The 17,897-nt window shown below is 68.9% G+C and carries 8 protein-coding genes; 1 reads left to right on the forward strand and 7 read right to left on the reverse strand.

Annotated features, from left to right (window positions below; genetic code table 11):
- Positions 1-45 precede the first annotated feature (45 nt).
- From ACNPP0_RS05230 to ACNPP0_RS05245, 4 genes are all read right to left on the reverse strand, one after another.
- Positions 46-12,903 carry a filamentous hemagglutinin family protein gene (locus tag ACNPP0_RS05230; RefSeq protein ID WP_448705200.1) on the reverse strand — a complete coding sequence of 4,286 codons (12,858 nt, stop codon included), beginning with the start codon at positions 12,901-12,903 and terminating at the stop codon, positions 46-48.
- 112 nt (positions 12,904-13,015) lie between these two features.
- Positions 13,016-13,972, reverse strand: coding sequence for a FecR family protein (locus ACNPP0_RS05235; protein ID WP_448705201.1), 957 nt, complete (start codon positions 13,970-13,972; stop codon positions 13,016-13,018).
- 2 nt (positions 13,973-13,974) lie between these two features.
- The gene (locus ACNPP0_RS05240; protein WP_448705202.1) at positions 13,975-14,562 is read right to left on the reverse strand and encodes an RNA polymerase sigma factor; all 588 of its coding nucleotides are present in this window, start codon (positions 14,560-14,562) and stop codon (positions 13,975-13,977) included.
- Complete coding sequence (locus ACNPP0_RS05245) at positions 14,552-15,235, reverse strand: secretin and TonB N-terminal domain-containing protein (RefSeq protein WP_448705203.1); 684 nt, start codon at positions 15,233-15,235, stop codon at positions 14,552-14,554. The genes ACNPP0_RS05240 and ACNPP0_RS05245 overlap by 11 nt, the downstream gene beginning before the upstream one ends.
- 229 nt (positions 15,236-15,464) lie before the next feature.
- Between ACNPP0_RS05245 and ACNPP0_RS05250 the strand changes: the two genes are divergently transcribed.
- Entirely contained in the window at positions 15,465-15,878 is a 414-nt protein-coding gene (locus ACNPP0_RS05250; RefSeq protein WP_448705204.1) for a hypothetical protein, read from the forward strand.
- 38 nt (positions 15,879-15,916) lie between these two features.
- On the opposite strand, the gene ACNPP0_RS05255 is transcribed toward ACNPP0_RS05250, so the two are convergent.
- The 3 genes from ACNPP0_RS05255 to ACNPP0_RS05265 all read right to left on the reverse strand — a co-directional run bounded on the left by ACNPP0_RS05255 (position 15,917) and on the right by ACNPP0_RS05265 (position 17,801).
- Complete coding sequence (locus ACNPP0_RS05255) at positions 15,917-16,282, reverse strand: cupin domain-containing protein (RefSeq protein WP_332611652.1); 366 nt, start codon at positions 16,280-16,282, stop codon at positions 15,917-15,919.
- A gap of 28 nt (positions 16,283-16,310) precedes the next feature.
- Positions 16,311-16,865: a type II toxin-antitoxin system RelB family anti-toxin gene (gene relB, locus ACNPP0_RS05260; protein ID WP_332611650.1), complete on the reverse strand. Its 555-nt coding sequence runs from the start codon at positions 16,863-16,865 to the stop codon at positions 16,311-16,313.
- Positions 16,866-17,018: 153 nt separating this feature from the next.
- Entirely contained in the window at positions 17,019-17,801 is a 783-nt protein-coding gene (locus tag ACNPP0_RS05265; RefSeq protein ID WP_332612028.1) for an aldolase, read from the reverse strand.
- Between the last annotated feature and the right edge of the window lie 96 nt (positions 17,802-17,897).

Consider the following 17,897-nt stretch of genomic DNA (forward strand, 5'->3'; position numbering starts at 1 on the left):
GGCCGCGCGTACCAGGCATGGGCGCCATGCCTGTGGGCAGTGTCCTTACATCGTCAGACGGCTTTTCTCCTCTGCGCTCAGGCCGCTGGTTTCACTGGCGTTCAGCGGCCCCGCGCCCAGGATCTGCACGGCGCTGGCGGCGTCGTACTTGGGCGCCGCCGCTGCCGAACCGGCGGGCGGCGCGGTCGGGGCGGCGCCCGCCACCGGTTCGTCGCCATAGCCCAAAATCTGCACATTGATGACCGACGGCTGATTCTGGCGCGCTTCGTTTTGCGCACGTTGCGCCGACGCCTCGGCCGCGTTGACGGCCGAGGTGGCCGCCGCGCTGGCCGATGACAACGCGCCGGCGTTGACGGCCGCTGTCACCGGCACGCCCACGCTGTCGCCCTGGGCCTGGATGTTGGCGGCGTTTACCACCTGCAAGGCCGCGATGTTGACGTTGCCCGACACGCGGATGCCGGCCTCGCCCGCGTCGATCGTGCCCAGCGGCGCGTACAGGTCCACGTCGCCCGCCGGCACCTCCGGCAGCGGCGCCAGCGTGGCGATGCCCGCGCCGGTGCTGGGCGCGTTGGGCGACAGGGTCACGTTGCCAACAGCGTCATATTCGCGTTTGGGCGGCGAATACAGCACCGTGGTCTTGGACCCGCGACCCGCGTTGATGTCGCCTTCGGCCGACCACGCCGTGATGCCGCCGCCAAAGGTCGTCATGACGCGGCTTTGCCCCAGCAGGATGCTGCCTTGCGCATACAGCTGGATGTTGCCTTCGCCCTGCGTGATGATCCCGGCCGTGGCGGGCGGCGCCACGCCTTCCACGCCGAACACCTGCTGCCCGCCCGGCGTCATCAACTGGATGTCGCCGCCGAAACTGCTGCGGATGCCCGCCGCGCCGTACAAGGTGATGTCGCCGTCATACGCGCCCGGCGTCGCGTCGGAAAACAACGCGGCAATGGCTTGGCGACCGCGCAGATAACTGCCGTTGCGCGGGCTGCTCTTGTCGTTGTATTCGCGGCCCCCGGCACGCAGCTCGGCAAAATACACCTGCCGCGCGAAGATGCGTTGCTGCTCGGCGGGCAGCGCCGCGAACACCGCGCGCGCATCGTCCGTGCTGCCGGCAAAGCCGTAACGCTGCGTCAGCCACAGCAGCAGTTCGGCCTCGTAGGTCTTGAAGGCCAGGCCCTGGTCAACCAAGGGGCGGCCGGGGTCGGCGGCCTTGGCCGGGTCCAGATAGCGGTCGATAAAGCCCGCGTAGTCCGGCCCCTTGGCGCCCACGCCCGCCTGCACGGCGATAGACGCGCCCAGCCGGTGGTCGCCCGACAGCACCGGCCCCAGGCTGGTGATGGACGCGCGATCCGCCATCAACACGTGACGGCCGGCCGATACGTCCAGCACGCCCGGGCCCGCCACTTGGAACGAGCTGTACAGAATGTCGCGTCCCGCCGACACGCGCGATACGTCCAGCGCGTCGCGGTGCAGGAACAGGTTGCCGGTAGATGTCACCGACGTCGAGCTGGCGCCAAAGTTCATGCCGTTGGTCGTGGGCACATCGGTCTTGACGCCGGTGTCGGTACCCGAGGCCACGATGTCGCGGCCCGCCATCATCCACACGGGGCCTGACGCCTCGTACCACGTCTGCCCGGTATTTGGCCCCTGCAAGACAGAGAGCACTTCGCCGGTGCGCAGCCCCACGATGTCGCCATCGCGGGCGTAGAAGCGCGTCACCGCATTGGAGCCCGCCGCCCCGGCCGTCGGCGCATTGAAATAGAACAGGGGGAAATGGGTGTCGCGGGCGCCATCGATGCCGTCCACGCCCTTGTTGCCCAGGGCCACATTGGAGTTGGCCTCGGACAGGTAGCCCGCAAAAGCCGGCGCGAACACGCTGGCCACGCTTGCGGGGTCGGCGCCCGAGCGGTTGATGGCGTAGCCGCCCGCGTAGATGGAATTGCCGGCCAGTACTTCAAGCTGGCCCCGCGCGCCCGGTGCCAGGGTCAGCGAATACGGCAGCCCCGTGGCCTCGTTGTTCAGGTAGCCGGCCGACACGCCCGCGTACACGCTGCCGTCGTAGGCCGTGGCGCGAAGAATCGACGGATACAGATAGCGGCCGTCCGACGGCGACGTATTGCGCCCGGTCTGCACCGACAGCCCCTGCGCACTGTGCGAGGTCTGCCGGCTGGGCGTCAGGTTGCCGCCCGCGCTGGACAGTTCGATAGCGGTGTTCTCGGTCCACATCGAGAACCAGCTGGTGCCGCCGCCGGTGCGCAAGGTGCCATCCAGCAGGTGGTACGGCGTGGTGTTGGGCACCGCCACGCGGCCGGGGTCGCCGGCGCCGCCCACCACCAGGTCGCCGCGCGTATCCAGCCGCATGACCGAGTCGCCGGGGATCAGCACCAGGCCGCCCGTGGCGCTGGCCAGGGTGGAGACATACGGGTCGTAGCCGCGGCTGTCCTTGGCGTCCTGTTGGGTGGATTCGTTGCCGTACTGCAAGTCCAGGCCGCCGACCGCGCCGCTGGACAGCCCGGCGTGGCCGCGCAGGTTGATCAGCGCGCCTTGCAGGTCCAGCGCGGGTTCGCCGTAGTACGGCGTGGGGCCCACGGTGGACGAGACCCGTCCGCGTGCGCTCTGCGTGGGGTTAAGCCCGCCGCCCACACGGATGTCGATGTCGCCGCCGCCCGTCAGCGTGATGGCGCCATCGGCCGCGACACGCCCGGTGCTGCCCACCGCCACGATCAAGCCCTGGCCGCGCGGGTTGGTGACGGACCCGCGCGATTCGATATTGCCGGCGTCGCCGTCTACGCGCAGGTTGACGTTGCCGCCGCCCAGCGCGCCAAAGCCCGTGAAGCCCACCAGCAGCGGCGTGTTGTCCTTGAAGTCGGAAGGCGCCTTGACGTAGCTGCCGAAGTTGATCCACCACGCGGTCGGCGTATCGCCGCCGTTGGCGCTGCCCGAGCCTTGCCGCCACAACCAGTTGCCCACGCCCACGCTGGGCGCCAGCACACGCGCATCGAAGGGGCCACCGGTGGTCTTGCCCCACACGTCGCCGCGCAGGGCGCCGCCGGTGTACAGGCCCAGGTTGCCGCCTTGTTCCGGATACCAGGCTTGATAAGTGCCGCCCTCCGATACGAAGGGTTCGTAGGTGCTGGAATGCGCATCGCCCAGCACCGTGGCTTCGTAGCGGCCGCGCGGCAGTTGGTAGGCGGGCGCCACGTCGGCGGACTGCGTGCCCGCCGTGTAGACCCCGTAAGCCGACATCAGGCTGATGTCACCGCCGGCCGCCAGGTCCAGGTCGCCCGTGCCGGTGCGCAGCACGCTGAAGTTCTGCGTGTGCGCGGTTACCGTCGTCGACGACTTGTTCTCATAGCACTGCTCTGGCGACCGCGCACACTTTTCCAGGTCTTCGTCCGACACCGGCGACCCGGCGGGCTGACCGTACGTGTTGCCCGGTGCCCAGGCCCAGCGGGGCGGCGGCAGGCACAGCCCTTCGACCGCGTCGCACAACCACAGCAGGTCTTCCGGCACCGGCGCATAGGGCTCGAAGCCGGAGGGGCCCGCCTCGGGGCCCCACACCAGGCCGGCGCCCATCGCCAGCGTGACGTTGTAGTGGCTGTCGGCCAGGTTCAGCTTGCCGGCGCCAGGGCCGGGTTGCACGCGCAGCGGGTCCGCCGCATCCAGATCCGCGCCGGCCACCAGGCGCAACGACCACGACTGGCTGCCGGCGGGCAGCATCGGGGCCAGCGCCCAATTGCGCCGCTGATCGGCCGCTGTGCCGGGGCGCAACTCGACATAGTCCACGCCATCCGGAAACACCAGCTTGGCCTGCGACGGAATCACCGCGCCTTGCTTGAGCGTGATCGTGCCCGCCATCAACAACACGTTCGGCTCATAGCCTTGCGTGGTGTGCAGGTTGGGCAGCGCCACATTGGCCGGCCACATGAATGCCTGCATGGCCGTGCCCGCCATCAACAGCGTGCCCGCGCCCAGGCGCGTGCCCACCGGCAGGTCCACCGCCTGCTTGAGGATGCTGCCCGCCGGGTACAGCAATTGCCCGGCCGCATCGCGCACGTCGCCGGACAACACCGTGCCAGCCGCTATCGACAGCGGCTGGTTCAGCGCCGCTTCAACGGGCAGGCGCGTGCCGGCGGCCAGCGTCGTCGGCTGCAAGGGCAGCGCGTAGTTCAGCGTTTTGCCACCGGGGAATTCGGTGCCGTCGGCCAAAACAACGCCGCCGCGCGGCAACACCACGTCGCCGCCAAAGGGCTGCGCGCCCGGCGTCAGAATCCAGCCGTGCTCGTCGTCGGGCGTGGCTGCCGGTGGCGCGAAGCCGTCGTTGATGCTGCCGTAGACGTCCAGATTGCCCTTGGCACGCAAGGTCAGCGCGCCCGCCTCGCCCGAGCCGTACACCGACGTCATGGCCGAACGCGGGTTCAGGCTGGCATAGCGATAGCCCGACAGGTCCAGGTCGCCTTGCACGACCAGGTCGCCATCGCCCGTCTTGCTGACGATTTCCACGCCCGGCCGCAGGTGGAACACGTCGCGGTAGGTGGCGTTGTTCAAGCCTGCCAGCTTGGCGTTCAGCAGATTGCCGTTGGCCAGTGCGTTGCCGATGAACGCTGCGCTGTCGCCATGCAGCGTGTCGAGATAGGCCTGGTCGATGATCTGATGACTGCGTCCGTTGGCGCGGTCGGCCGGGTCGCCGACGCGCGCGTCGTCATAGCGCTGCATGGCCACCAGCGAAATGGATTTGGCGCCGTCGATGGTCAGCGGTCCACGTGCGTCGATAGCGATGTCGCCGGCCGTGGCCGCCGCGCCGCCATTGACGCCCGCGTTGCCCGACGCGTCGATACGCGGCGCCAGCAAGTCCAGCGTGCCCCGCGATGCCCCATCGTGCTGACCCGCGCCGGTACCTGCCGTGGCGGCGGTGCCGTGGCGCAGGTCGATGCGCGCGCCGCTGGCCAGCGTCAACACGCCGCGCCCGGCGTTCAGTTCGACCACCGCGCGGTTGGGCGCATCGATGATCTTGCCGTAGCTGTCCACGCGCAACACGGTGCCGTGCGTGTCCAGCACGGCGTTGGACGCCAGGGTCAGCCCGTCGCGCGCGGCCAGGCGGATGCGGCCCACGCGTTCGCCGCTGGCATCGACCACGCCGGCCACCGTCAGGCTGCCGCTGTCGATCGACAGATTGATGTCATTGGCGCGCAGCGTGTTGCCCAGCGTCAGGCTGCCTTGCTTGAGCTGGAAGCTGCGCGCGCCAAAGACGCCGCCCTCGTTCAGGCGCTGGTTAAGCGCATCGAAATCCGTGCTAAGCGTGGCCGCCGTGCCCAGATGCTGGGCGCGCACGTCGATGCTGCCCGCGCGATACGGCACGGCGGTACCGCCGGCATCGTAATGCCCCGAGCTGGCGCCCAGGATGCGGCCTTGCAGGTCGACCACACCGGCCGACGCCGCCAGCGCATCGGCCCGCAGCGTGCCCGCGTTGTTCTGTTGCGCCGACAGGTCGATCAGCGCGCCGCCCGCTTGCCGGATGCCGCCCTGTGCGCTTTCCAGGATCACGTCGCCGCCCCAGCTGTAGCGCAGCACGTCGTTGAACGCGATGGCGCGACCCGACACGTCGATTTGCGACGCCCCGGTCAGCAACACGCCGTCGCGGCCTTGCACCGTGAGCTTGCCGCTGGGCAACACGATGCGGCCATCGATTTGCACGGTGGCGCCGGACAGGCCGACTTGCGCGCCCAGGTCCTGCACGGCCGCCACCGGCCCGGCGCCGGCGCCGGACAGGCGCACGTCGCCGCCCGCCAGCATCTGGTTCACCGAACCCGCGCCCCCGGTCAACAGCGGCGTGTTCAGGTTCAGGTTGCCGCCGCGATACGCGTAGCGGCCGGTGCTGCTGTCGAATGCGCCCTGCGATTCATACACGGACAAGCTGCCGCGATGGTTGGCGGTGATCCGTTCGCTGGCGTTCAGGTTGACGCTGGCAAAGCCCAGCGCCAGCCGCGCGTTGTCTTCCTGGCCGCTGGGCTGCGCGCCCTGGCCATAGCCGAATTCGATGCGCTCGGCGTCGATGCGCAGCACGCCCTTGCCCGTGCCCGCGCCGCCGGCCACCACTGCGCCGGGCGCTTGGGTTGCGCCGTTCCAGACCAGGTTCTGGGTGCGGATGCCCGCCTCGTCGCCCGCGTCTCCAAACCCGTAGATGGCCGGGGTGCCCAGCGCCAAGGTGGCCAGGCTGTATTTGCCGGTGACCGGGTCGCGCGTGTCCAGCGCGACGGTGCCGTAGAAGTTCATCGCGTCGCGCGCGGTCAGCGTCAACACTTCCAGCGCGGACGCGCCCATGCTGGTGTCGCCACGCAGCAGGCGGGCCAGGATGTCCTGGTTCAGCGTCAGGCCGCTGGGCAGGATGCCCTGCTCCGCCGCCTGCGCCAGCGTTTGCGCCGTGCCGACATTGACGGCGCCAACGGCCAACGACAGGTTGCGGGTGCCGTAGCGCACCTGCTCGCCCAGGTCGAAGGCGCCATTGGTGGCGGCGGCGATGGTGCCTTCGGAATACAGGCGCGTCACATCGTTGCACGCCGCCACGGCGCAGGTACCGATGCGGATGGCGCCCGTGGCCAGCGCGTCGGGCGCCAGCACATCAAGGCGGCCGTTGGACACGGCCAGCAGGCTGGCGCTGCCCGGTTGGAACGCGTAGCCGCTGGTGGAATCCACGGACGGCGCGCCCCGGCCCAGCGTCGATATCCCGGCGCCGGCTTCAAGTTCGATGGTGTTTGCCGAGAGCAGCACTTCGGGCGCGGTCAGCTGCGCGCCGGTGCGCAGCACCACTTCGCGGGCGGACTGCTGGAAGGTATAAAAGCGCCCGCCTTGCCCGTAGGACACCACCGGCATCGCACCGACGACCAGGCGGCTGGCGCCCAACGCCGTCAGCGCATCGGCGCCCACCGACGTGCCCGCGAAACCTGCCGTGGGCGCCTGGCCCGGGGCCAGGATCTCCACCGCGGTGCTGCCGCCGCTCACCGCCACGGCGCCACCAAAGCCACCTTGCGCAGCCTTGAAATCGGCCTGGCCTTCAAAACTGAACGCCTGCCCGTCCGACGAACCGGCATGCAGCGCCAAGCGCAGGGTGCGTGCGTCGGCGGGCAGCATCGCGCGTGGCACGCCGCGCGTCACGGCGTCCGCCGCCACAAAGCTGGCGTAACTCATCTCGTTGTATTGCGACAGGGTGCGCAACACGCTCGCCGGCGTCAGGATGACCGCGCTGGCCAGACTGTTCGCCACCTGTGTGCCGGCGGTCGACAGGGACCCGCTGGCGGCCCAGGACTGGTTGCGCATCCGCATGGGCGTCACCGCCGCGCCCGCCGAAGCCGCGCCGTTGATCTCGACGCGGAAGGCGCCGGGCAGCAAGGCATAGGTGGACGGCATCAAGGTGTAGGTGCCCGCCGGCAAGCCCGGCACGCCCGCCCCCAACGTGATCTGCCGGCCCACGCCGGGCGTGGAAGCGCCGGCCTCGCCGCCCACTGGCGCCACCGGCGCCTGCGCGCCGGGCACGATGGCGTACACCGGGTTGGCGGCCAGGCCGGGCAACGTAAAGCCGCCGTCGGGGTTGTTGCGCACCAGCGGCGCGTACCGCGCATCGGTGGAACCGCCGCGACCGGACACGAAGCCCGCGCCGGTCAGCTGACCACCACCGGACAGGTCCAGGACCGAGCCCGGCAGCGCATCCACGTCCTGAAATGCCAGGGTAATGCCGGTGCGCAGCGCGGCCTGGTCGCCGATGCCGGATGCGCCCCCCACGCCCACCAAAGACACCGGCGCACCCTTGAACTGATACGACACGCCGTCCGTCGTGCCGCCATAAGGCATCAACAGCCCGGCGCCGCTGACCGAGGTCACGCTGCCGGGCAGCAGGCTCAGGCGTTGCGTGCCCATCCGTTGGCTCTGGTCGCCCAGCACAATGGCGCCCAGCGGCGCGCGGATGACGCCACCCTGCTCTACGGTGGCAGCCGCCAGGCGCAACGAGCCGAACGCCGAATACGGAATGGGCGGCAACGCAGCCGTCGCGGCATCGTGACGCGCCACGGTCAGGCGGCGATCGGGGTCGAACCACTGCGTGCCGTCCTCGCGCCGCGTGTAGCCCGCCAGCACTTCGGCCTCGGCGCCCGTGGCGGGATAGACCTGCGCAGCAATCAATGCCAGATCGCCGCGCGTCCACAGTCGCGTGCGCGGTTCGTTGTCGTTGTTGGCCAGAAAGCGCAGGTCGCCCGCGCTGTCCAGCGTCACGCGGTCAAAGCCCGCGCGCGCCACCGGCAGCGCACCACCCACGCCGCGCACGATCGAGCCCTGCGTGCCGAAGGACAAGCTGTTGCCCACTTCCAGCAGATTGCCGGCGCGCGCGGTGAAGGTGCCTTCGCCGACCTCGGCCGCATCGGCGAACAACACGCGCGGACGCAGCACGCCATTGGTGGCCGCGTACTTGCCCAAGCCGGACAGCCGCACATACGACGACGCCAGGTTCACGCGCGCTTGCGCGTTAGCTTGTGCGTTAGCTTGTGCGTTGGCTTGTACGTTGGCTTGTGCGTTGGCTTGTGCGTTGGCTTGTGCGTCGGCTTGTGCGTCGGCTTGTGGCGCCAGCGAGAACGCGCCGGCATACAGCCGCAGGCTTTGCGCCGTCTGGACGTTGACGTCGCCGTCAAACGACATCAGGCCATTGGAAAGCAGCCCCAGATGATCGAAGCCCCCGCCCCCCAACAAGCGCGTGGTGTCCAGACGGGTGTGTCCATAACGCAGGCCCTCTTCGGCCTCGCCCGGTTTCAGATCCGCGCGCAGGCCCTTGCCCGCCGCACCCGCGCCCAGCACCAGCTCGCGCGGCACCTGCACGTCAATGCTTGAAACGTTGTCGCCCGCGACGCGATACAGCGGAGTTTCCAGCGCGATATCCAGCGTGCCACCCGACGCATTGGCGCCGCCCGCCCGCGCGATGAACGTGCCGTCCAGATGCAGGCCGTTGTAGGAACTGAGCGAGATGCGGCCACCGTCGCCGTTCAACGGCACCGCGCCCACGCCGTTCACGTCCACCACCGTGCCCGCGCCCGACGCGTTCAGCACCGCGCCGGGGCGCACGATCACGTAGGCGTCGGCCGACGTTGCCGTGGCGCGGTCATGATTGATCTCGCCGCCGATCACGATGACGCCGCCCGAGTCCGCCACGCCATAGCGGCGGCCCTGCGCGTCGATGCCACTTTCCGCGCGCCCGGCCACGTCCAGCACCGCCTGTTCGCCGATCCAGATCGAGCGGTTGTGCAGTTCGCCATCGGCGGTGTCGAAGGACTCGGCCACGTCCAGCGTGCCCACGCGCAGTTGGCGAATATCGATCTTGCCGCCGGCGGCCGTCAGCGCGCCCGCGACCGTGATCTGCCCGGCGCCCAGCAGTTCGATGCTCTGGCCCGGGTCCACGTTGATGCGCGCGCCCCGGCCGATGTTCAGTTCGACCAGCTTGTCGGCGCCCGCGGTCGCCACGCTGCGACCGCTTTGCAACAGCAGGCTGGCGCCGCGCCGCCGCGTTGCCGTGCCCGCCACCGGATCATGTTGATAGACGGGCGGCAGCCACGTGTCCAACACCGCTGCCGGGTCCGTGCCGGTGGGCACGCCCTGCGCGCCCGACACGGGGCGATAGACGGGCATCAGCACATCGACGCGCGCATCGTCAGCCACGGTCAAGCCCTGGCTGCCGGTAATCTCGTAACGCGAATAGCCCTGCTGGAAGAACGGCGCGGCCAGGGTCAGCGTGGCCTCGGCAGACGCCAAGGGGGCGGCGCCGACAGCCACGGCTACGGCGCCCCCGGCCGCTGTGCCGGACGCATCCGGCACAGCACCCGGCACGGAGGGTTGCACCGCTACCGGGCCATCGCCCAACACGATCTTGCCCGCCACCAGTTTCAGCGTGCCGCCGCCTTCCACGCCGTAGCCGCGCAATTGGGCGCCCAGTGTCACCTCGCCCACGGAGCCGTCGCCGGACGCCACCGCGTCTATGGTCGTGTTGCCGCCCTTGCCGCCCGTCACCTTGTTCTTGGACCGCAACACCGCGCCCGAGCTGACGTCGATGACGCTGCCCGCCGCCAGCTGGATATCGCCGCTGCCGCGCACCGACACCGAGCCGCCGTTCAGGTACGGCATGGCGGCCGTCTGTTCGGGCGACAGGGCCAGGTTGGTCCACATGCCCGTGGCGTCCAGCCGCGTGCGAGCACTGAGCGCGACGCCGGGCCCATCCCCCTCGCCCCCCGCGCCCGCCACGCCTGCCACGGTATCCCTCACGCCCGACGGCGAGATCTGGCTCAACACATTGCCCAGCCGGATGCTGCCGGCGCGTGCCGTCAGCGTTGCGTCCACCGACACCTGGTTCGCGAACAAGGTGATGTCGCCTGCCGGTCCCACCTTCAGATCCGACTGCACGGTGATGTCCTGCGCGGCGATCTTGATGGCGCCCAGCCCCGCGCGATTCAGCTGCGCGGTGTCCAGTTGCAGGGTGCCCGCGCGGTCGTCCGGCAACGCCGTGTCCAGATCCAGACCCGCCGCAATCGCGGCCACCTGTTCCGACAGGGTTACATGCTGGATCGTGTTTTCCGACAGGCCCAACGCGTATTGCAACGCGCCCGTGCGCTTGTCGTAGTAAGGCGTGTACGTGCCCACCACCAGCTGCGCGCCGCGCGCCGCCGCCCGTTGCGATTGCTGATAGCCGTCCAGCCCGGCCTGCGCGGCGGCGGTCTGGCGTTCGCCTTGATAGGTCTGGCCAACGAGCTCGCCTTCCAGCACCGCGCTTTTGGTGCCGATCAACAGCCTGCCCGCGTCGCGCCCCACCGTATAGTCGCTTTCAAAACGTTCTTTGGGCGCAATCAGCGGATTGTAGAAATACTGCGTCTGGCCCCAGCGCTCGTGCGTGGCCTCATAGCCCTTGTACAGGCCGGTATAGGCAAGGTCGCCGGGCGCGCGCGATACCTCGTACAGCCGCCCGTCCACGCCGCGCAGCCAGGTCTGCCGGACCTTGCCGTCCTGCACATCCAGGGTGCCGCCCGACACGTTGATCTGCGAACCGGCCCGCGTCACGACGTCACCGCCCGTGAATTCCACGTGGCCGCCCTGCGCCATCCATTCGTTCACCGCGTGGCCCTGCGTGCCCAGATACCCGCTCACCTCCAACAGGCCGCCCGCCGTGTACCAGCGGTCGGTGGCATAGCCGTTGGTGCCCGCCGGCACCAGCACCAGCTCGCGCGCATCTACCCAGATGTCGTTGTTGTTCAGCTTGCCGCTATCGCGATTGATCGGCGCGTCGCGCTGTTCATTGCCCTGGACGTTGATCTTGACGCTGTTGTTCTCCATCGCCACCGGCACGCCCACGGCGCCCGCGACGTCAAGAATCGCGCCCTCGCGCACCAGCGCGCGCTGCGTGGCCTGCACGGCGATCTGCCCGCCAGTGGCCAGCGTGATCGACCCGGTGGCAAAGTCCACCGTGCCGGAACTGTTGATTTCCACGCGCGACAGCTCGCGCCGGTCCGCGCCCGCCGCCACTACCGTCGCATCGGTTGCCGGGGTGACCGGCACCCGCAGGCCGTCGCGCTGGCTGTCCAGCGCCAGTGCGCCGCTGCGGTCCAGCAGGATGGCCGTGGTGCTGGCTTCAGCCAAGGTAATCTTGCCGCCCTCGCCCACCGCGTTCAGGTGGACCGTGCCGCGCGTATCGACCGACGTGCTGGACAGCACCACGCCGCTTTGCACGACGTCGCCGCCCGTCATCGTCACGTCGCCCACGGCGGCCTGGATCAGCCCCGTGTTGGCAACGCGGCCCGGCGTGCCGGTGGGCGTGACTTCGTTGCCCTTGGTGGTGGACAGCAAGTTGCCGGAGGTGCCCTGGCCACGCTTGATGACGAAGTTGTCGCCCGCCGCCAACGCGGCCTGCCCGGACGGCGTGTTGATCGTGCCCGCGTTGTTCACGTCCTTGCCCAGCAGCAGCACATAGCCGCCGCCCGCCGTGGACGTCGCCGGCGCCGCCGTGCCGATCAACGCACCGGCCTGCACGTCGATGTTGCCACGCGCATCCGTAAACGTCGGCTGCGCGCCGTTGTCGGCGTACACCCCCTTGTCACGAAACTGCGCGTCGGTGATCACGCCGGCGGCGGCCACCAGGTTGCGCGCGTTGACCTGGCTGGTGCCGGTGAAGATCACGCCGTTCTGGTTCACCACCAGCACGGTGCCGTCGGCCTTGATCGCGCCCTGGATCTGGCTCGGCTTGACCGCCGCGCCCACCACCCGGTTCAGCACCGCGTCGTCCGCGCCCTGCTTGAATTGCAGCGTCGTGTTGCGCCCGACGTTGAAGCTGTCCCAGTTCAGGATGGCGCGCGATTGCGTCTGTTCGATGGTGACGACCTGGCGGCCGTTTTGCACGCTGGGTGACGCGGCCTTCGCGCCTTCCCATTTGGCCTGATCGCCCGTTGCGGCCCACAAGCCCCCTTCGACCAGGCCGTCGGGCACATCGACGCCACCGGCCGCCGCCGCTGCGCGCGCAGCCGCCTGCGCGGCTTGCTGCGCGGCGACGGCGGCGGCTGAGCGGTTCAGGTTGTCCAGCGACCGCTGCAACTGCTGGCGCGATTGCGCCTGTTGGCGCGCGCCGGCGCCTATGCCCGCCATACTGCCGTCGGGCATGCGGCCGGTGCGTTGCGCGGTCGACTGCACGGCATTCTTGTCCGAGAACCAACCGGGGCTGAAGGCGCGCTGCTGCGCCTGGGCCGCGCTGCCGGCACTGCCCGCGATCAGCAGCGCGGTGACCGCCTGCGACAGTGGCGTCGGACGCCAGTTGGGGCGCTGCCGCCCCGGCACCCGCCCCATGTTCCGCTTGCCACCCGAGTCCGACATCCGTGCCTGCATGATCGCCATCCCTTGTTCCAATCGCGCGAGTTCTTCACTTAGAACAAGACAGACGGATAGAAAAATGCAGACCAGAACGCTGTCACAAATAATTCATCCAGACAGGCGTTTTACGACGCGCTTATGACAACAACACCACGCCGGCCGGCAGATGTGTCACACGCGCGCCATACGCATCGCGAATCAGGCGTTCGGCGTCAGCCACCTGTGCCAACGAAAACCGCGCCTGCACCAGACGCTTGCCCAGTTGATCGTTCATCAGCACCAGCCGGCCCCGGCGATAGCGGTTCAGTTCGTCCACCACCTGCGCCAGCGGCTGCTGGTTGAACACCAGCCAGCCCTGACGCCACGCAGTGACCACCGCCGTGTCCACCGCCACCGGCGGCATCACGCGCGCATCGTCGTAGCGCAGTTCGCGGTTGGCGGCCACGTCGAACACGCCTTCGGCATGCACCAGCCGCAGCGCGCCGGACAGGCAGCACAGCCGCGCCTGCCCGTCGATATAGCGCAGGTTGAACGTGGCGTCGCGCGCGGTGATACGGCCTTTACCCGCGACCACCACGGCGGGCGTGGCGCCCGCGCGTATCTCGGCTTCGCCTTCGGCCAGCTCGATCACCGAACCGTTTGCGTCGTTGCCCACGTTGATGCGGGTCAGCGTATTCATGTCCACGTCCAGCGACTGGCCCAGAGCCACCCGGCGCTGTTCGCCCGCCGCCGTGCGGTAATCCGCGCCCAGGGCATCCACGCCCGGCCACAAGCCCAGCGGCGGTTTGAACGCCAGATACGCCGCCGACGCCGCCAGCGCGCCGCCCAGGAACGCGCGGCGGCCGCTCATCACCGGTTTGTGCGCGCGGCGAGTCGCGCGGTCGGCAACCACGTTCTGAATGGCGGGGCCCATGCCCTGCCACATCTGCTGCTGGGCGGCGAACGCGGCGGGATGCCGGCTGTCCGCGCGCAGCCAATCGCGAAACGCCTGCGCGTCGTCCTCGGTGGCGCGGCCCGAGGTCAGCGCCAATAACCAGTCGCGCGCCTGTGCCGTGGCGCTGTCTTCCTGCTTGTTTCGTCGGGGCATGCTCATCGTCAACGCCATGGTGTGTCATCCCGGCACGCTTCGCGGGAGGGGACGCCCGGGTGGCCCGTTCCGTTGCCCGTTGCCTGCCCGGCCACGAGGAGTTCTTGCGCGCAATGTTCCAGCGCGCGCTTCAGTTCCTTGGACACGATGCGCTCGGACACGCCATAGCGCCTCGCAATTTCCGCGTGCGGCAGCTCTTGCACGCGCGCGGCCAGCACCATTTGCTGGGTCCGTTCGGGCAGCTTTTTCAGCGCGCGCTGGAACGCGTCGACCTGGTTACGGCCTTGCGCGATGCGGGCCGGGTCGGCGGCCTCGTCCGCCAGATGAATCAATTCACTGATTTCAACGCCCGTCAGCAAGCGGGAATCGCGGCGGCGCTGGTCTTCCGCGATGTTCAGCGCCACACGAAACAAATAGGCGGCGGGCTGCTGGATCGACGAACTGGCGGGCAAGTCGTTCACCTTCAAAAACGCTTCCTGCATGGCGTCGTGCGCCAGGTCGTCCGAACCCAGCCGCCGCCGCAACTGACTGCGAAAGTCGTTGTAGCGTTCCAGAAACAAGGCCCGCAACGAGCCGTCCGGTTTGTTATCCCGCACTGCCGGCTCCCCTGTCCGCATCGCATTGCGCCGCACTGCGCGGCGTCAGCAGCACCGTCAACGGCTGTGGCATCCCTGTCGGCAGCGGACCAATCACCGCTCCGCGCAACGCCGCTTCCAGACGTCCGTCCAGGCCGGCCTGCCCCGTTGACGACACCCACCCTACCCGGCTGACGCGCCAGGCGTTATCGAACCACAATTGCACCAGGGCGCGGTAGTTGCCCGGCTGCGTGGCGGCCGCCGCGCACAGGGCGCGTTTCAACGCCGTCTGCACCACGGCGGCGTAAGGCGTGTCGCGCAGGCGCTTGCCCGCCGCGCCGGCGCCTGCCGCCGTGTCCTCGTCCTTGGCGACCAGCGTGAACGACTGCGCGCTGGCATAGCGAATCGATAGCGGCGAGCCGGCCAGCAGCCGGCGCAACGCTTCGCTGGGCGTGTAGGCGCCCACCACGGCGGGCGCCTGCCTGCCGGCCGTCAAGGTGCTGTCCACCAACACGGTCAGCCCGCTGGCCAGGCTGTATTCAACCAGCGCCTGGGCCAGGGGCTGCGCGGCGATCTGGAAGTGCATGGGCTTGGCGGGCGGACCCGCGGCATGGCCGGTTGGCAACAATGCCAGCAAGCTCCAGGCCAGACACGCGCGCAAGGCAACGCCACGGCCCTTGAAGACGCTCTTCATAAACGTGACCGCAAGGGAAAAGTGCCTGACATGGCCGCAACAGAGAACGCCATCAGCGCCCGCGCCTGGAAAAGCCGCCATGCTAGAGCCGCTGAATGACGCATTCGTGACACTTGACGCGCGCGGCGCGCGCCACCGCCACGCAACGGTCACCTACGGGGTGCGGGCGGTCTCTATACTTTTTGGATTGGGTTGGCCGCGATGGGCCGGACCGTTCAAGGGAGCGCGCATGCGCAAGATGCGTGAGGCCAGGGGCCTGTGGCGGGGGATGGGGGTGATGGCCTGCGGCGCGCTAGGCATGGCGGGCGCGCTTGGATTGCTGGACGCGGGCGCCATGGCGCAGACCGTAGAGAAGCAGACCGTAGAGGAGCAGAAACCCGCGCAGTCGGCCCTGCCACCGGCTTCGGCTCGATCAGGCGGCGCGTGCATCGAGACCGAGGTCAACGGTTACCGCGCCTTGTCCTACGACTGCCTGAACCGGAAGATGGCGCCGGACACCTCGGCTAACCGGCCGTCGCCGGGGCTGGCGTCGGAAGCCATCACGCAACGCCCGCCCAACCAGATGGGCCTGCCCACGCCCGCCACCATCGGCAACCGCATGGGCAACACGTTTGGCACATCCGCCTATCCGCAACGGCCGTAGCCATAACGAGAGTTACCGTGGCGCCTTCCCGCGCCGCGCTACACCGTGCGGCAGATGAAATAGATCTTCTTGACGAACTGGTCCACTTCCCAGCGGCCCGTATACCCCTCGGGCATGACAAACGCTTCGCCCACCGTCAGTTCGTGCACGGTACCGTCCGGATCGACCAGCCGCGCCGCGCCTTCGACGATGGTGCCAAATTCGATATAGCCGGTCGTGTTCGACTGAAACACCCCGGCGGTGCTTTCCCAGACGCCCGCTTCCGCCTTGCCCGCGTGACCCTCAAAGGCGGTGACGGTCTGAAAGGCCGCATCGCCCGAGATCGGGCGGCGGGGTTTGCCGGGCACCGGGTTCTTCATCGGGCCGGCATCGATGCGGACTAGCCGCGATTGATCATGCTTCATGGGTAGCCTATGGAATGTTGTCTTGCGTTCAGTGCGCCGCCACCACCAACACCTCGGCCATGGCGCGGCTGACCGTGCGCATGCGGTGCGGCAGTTCGGAATCAAAGTAAACGGAATCACCGGTTTCCAGGCGGAACTGGCGTTCGCCCACCTGCACTTCGACGGCGCCTTTGAGCACCAGCAGGAATTCTTCGCCCGGATGCGGAAACACCGCCGTCGCGTCAGGAAATTCGCGCGGCGGATGCACCACAAAAGGCTCCATCGCCTTGACCTTGCGACGCCCGGCCAGCGATTCGTAATGGTATTGCGCGCCTGGCCCGCCGCGTTGCAGCGCCTCGCGATCGCCCACGCGCACCACGCTGACCACTTCGTCTTGCGCGGCGCCGTCTCCGCCGACCAGTTGCGATACGCCCACGCCATAGGCTTCAGCCAGACGCAGCACCGTCGAAATCGACGGTTCGCTCAGGCCGCGTTCCAGCTTGGACAGGTAGCTTTTGGTCAGCCCGGTGCGCTGCGCCAGCTGTTCCAGGGAAAGCGCTTGCTGGCGGCGCAGGGTGCGTAGGCGGGGGGGCAGGTCGATCATGGCGGGGGGTGGAAAATCGGACCGGTAAGAATGCCCGAAACCAGCGCCGCCGTCGAGCCGCCCTGCCCGGCCTGGCTGCCCGATCCGCGCCGCATCCTGCTCGCCTGTCCGGTGCCCTATCCGGTCCCCTATCCGGCCGCCCGTTGCCGCAGGCTACGACAACACGTCCGGATGCGCGCGCAGCGCCCGGCGGGCGTAATACGAAAACCCCACCTGCGACCGCTTGGGCGTCAGGATCCAATCATGCGCTTCGCGTCCCAACGCGGGCGGAATAGGCTGGATCTTGCCCGCCGACATCGCCAGCAGCTGCATGCGCGCCGCGCGTTCGAACTGCAAAGCCAGCACGCAGGCCTCTTCCACCGACCCGGCCGCGATCAACATACCGTGGTGCGACAACAGAATCGCCCGCTTGTCGCCCAGCGCCGCCGAGATGATCTCGCCTTCTTCATTGCCCACCGGCACGCCCGGCCAGTCCTTCAGGAAAGCCACATCGTCGTACAGCGTGCAATTGTCCATGTGCGACACCTCCAGCGGCACCTCCAGCATCGACAGCGACGCCACGTGCAAGGGGTGCGTGTGGATGATGCAATTCACATCGGGCCGCGCCCGATAGATCCACGAATGAAAACGGTTGGCCGGGTTGGGCATGCCGCCGCCCTCTTGCACGCGCAAATCTTCATCCACCACCAACAGATTGCTGGCCGTGATTTCATCAAAGCCCAGGCCCAGCCGCTGCGTGTAATAGCGGCCCGCTTCGGGCGTACGCGCGGTGATCTGCCCCGCCAGCCCGGAATCGTGGCCGCCATCAAACAAGATGCGGCACGTCAGCGCCAGCCGTTCGCGCAAGCTCCATTGCGGCGTGTCGAACTGACGCCGCATCTCGGCTTGCGCACGCGCGATCAGTTCGTCTTTTCCCAGGTGCATCGTATCGGTCATCATGTCTCCGTCATGCCGTCCTTCATCAGCGGCGTAAATCCCGGCCGCGCACATGGGCGCGCTTGCCGGGGTGTCCATAGCATAAAGGGGGGGCCC

It is taken from the genome of Achromobacter semiaridum (assembly GCF_053543755.1).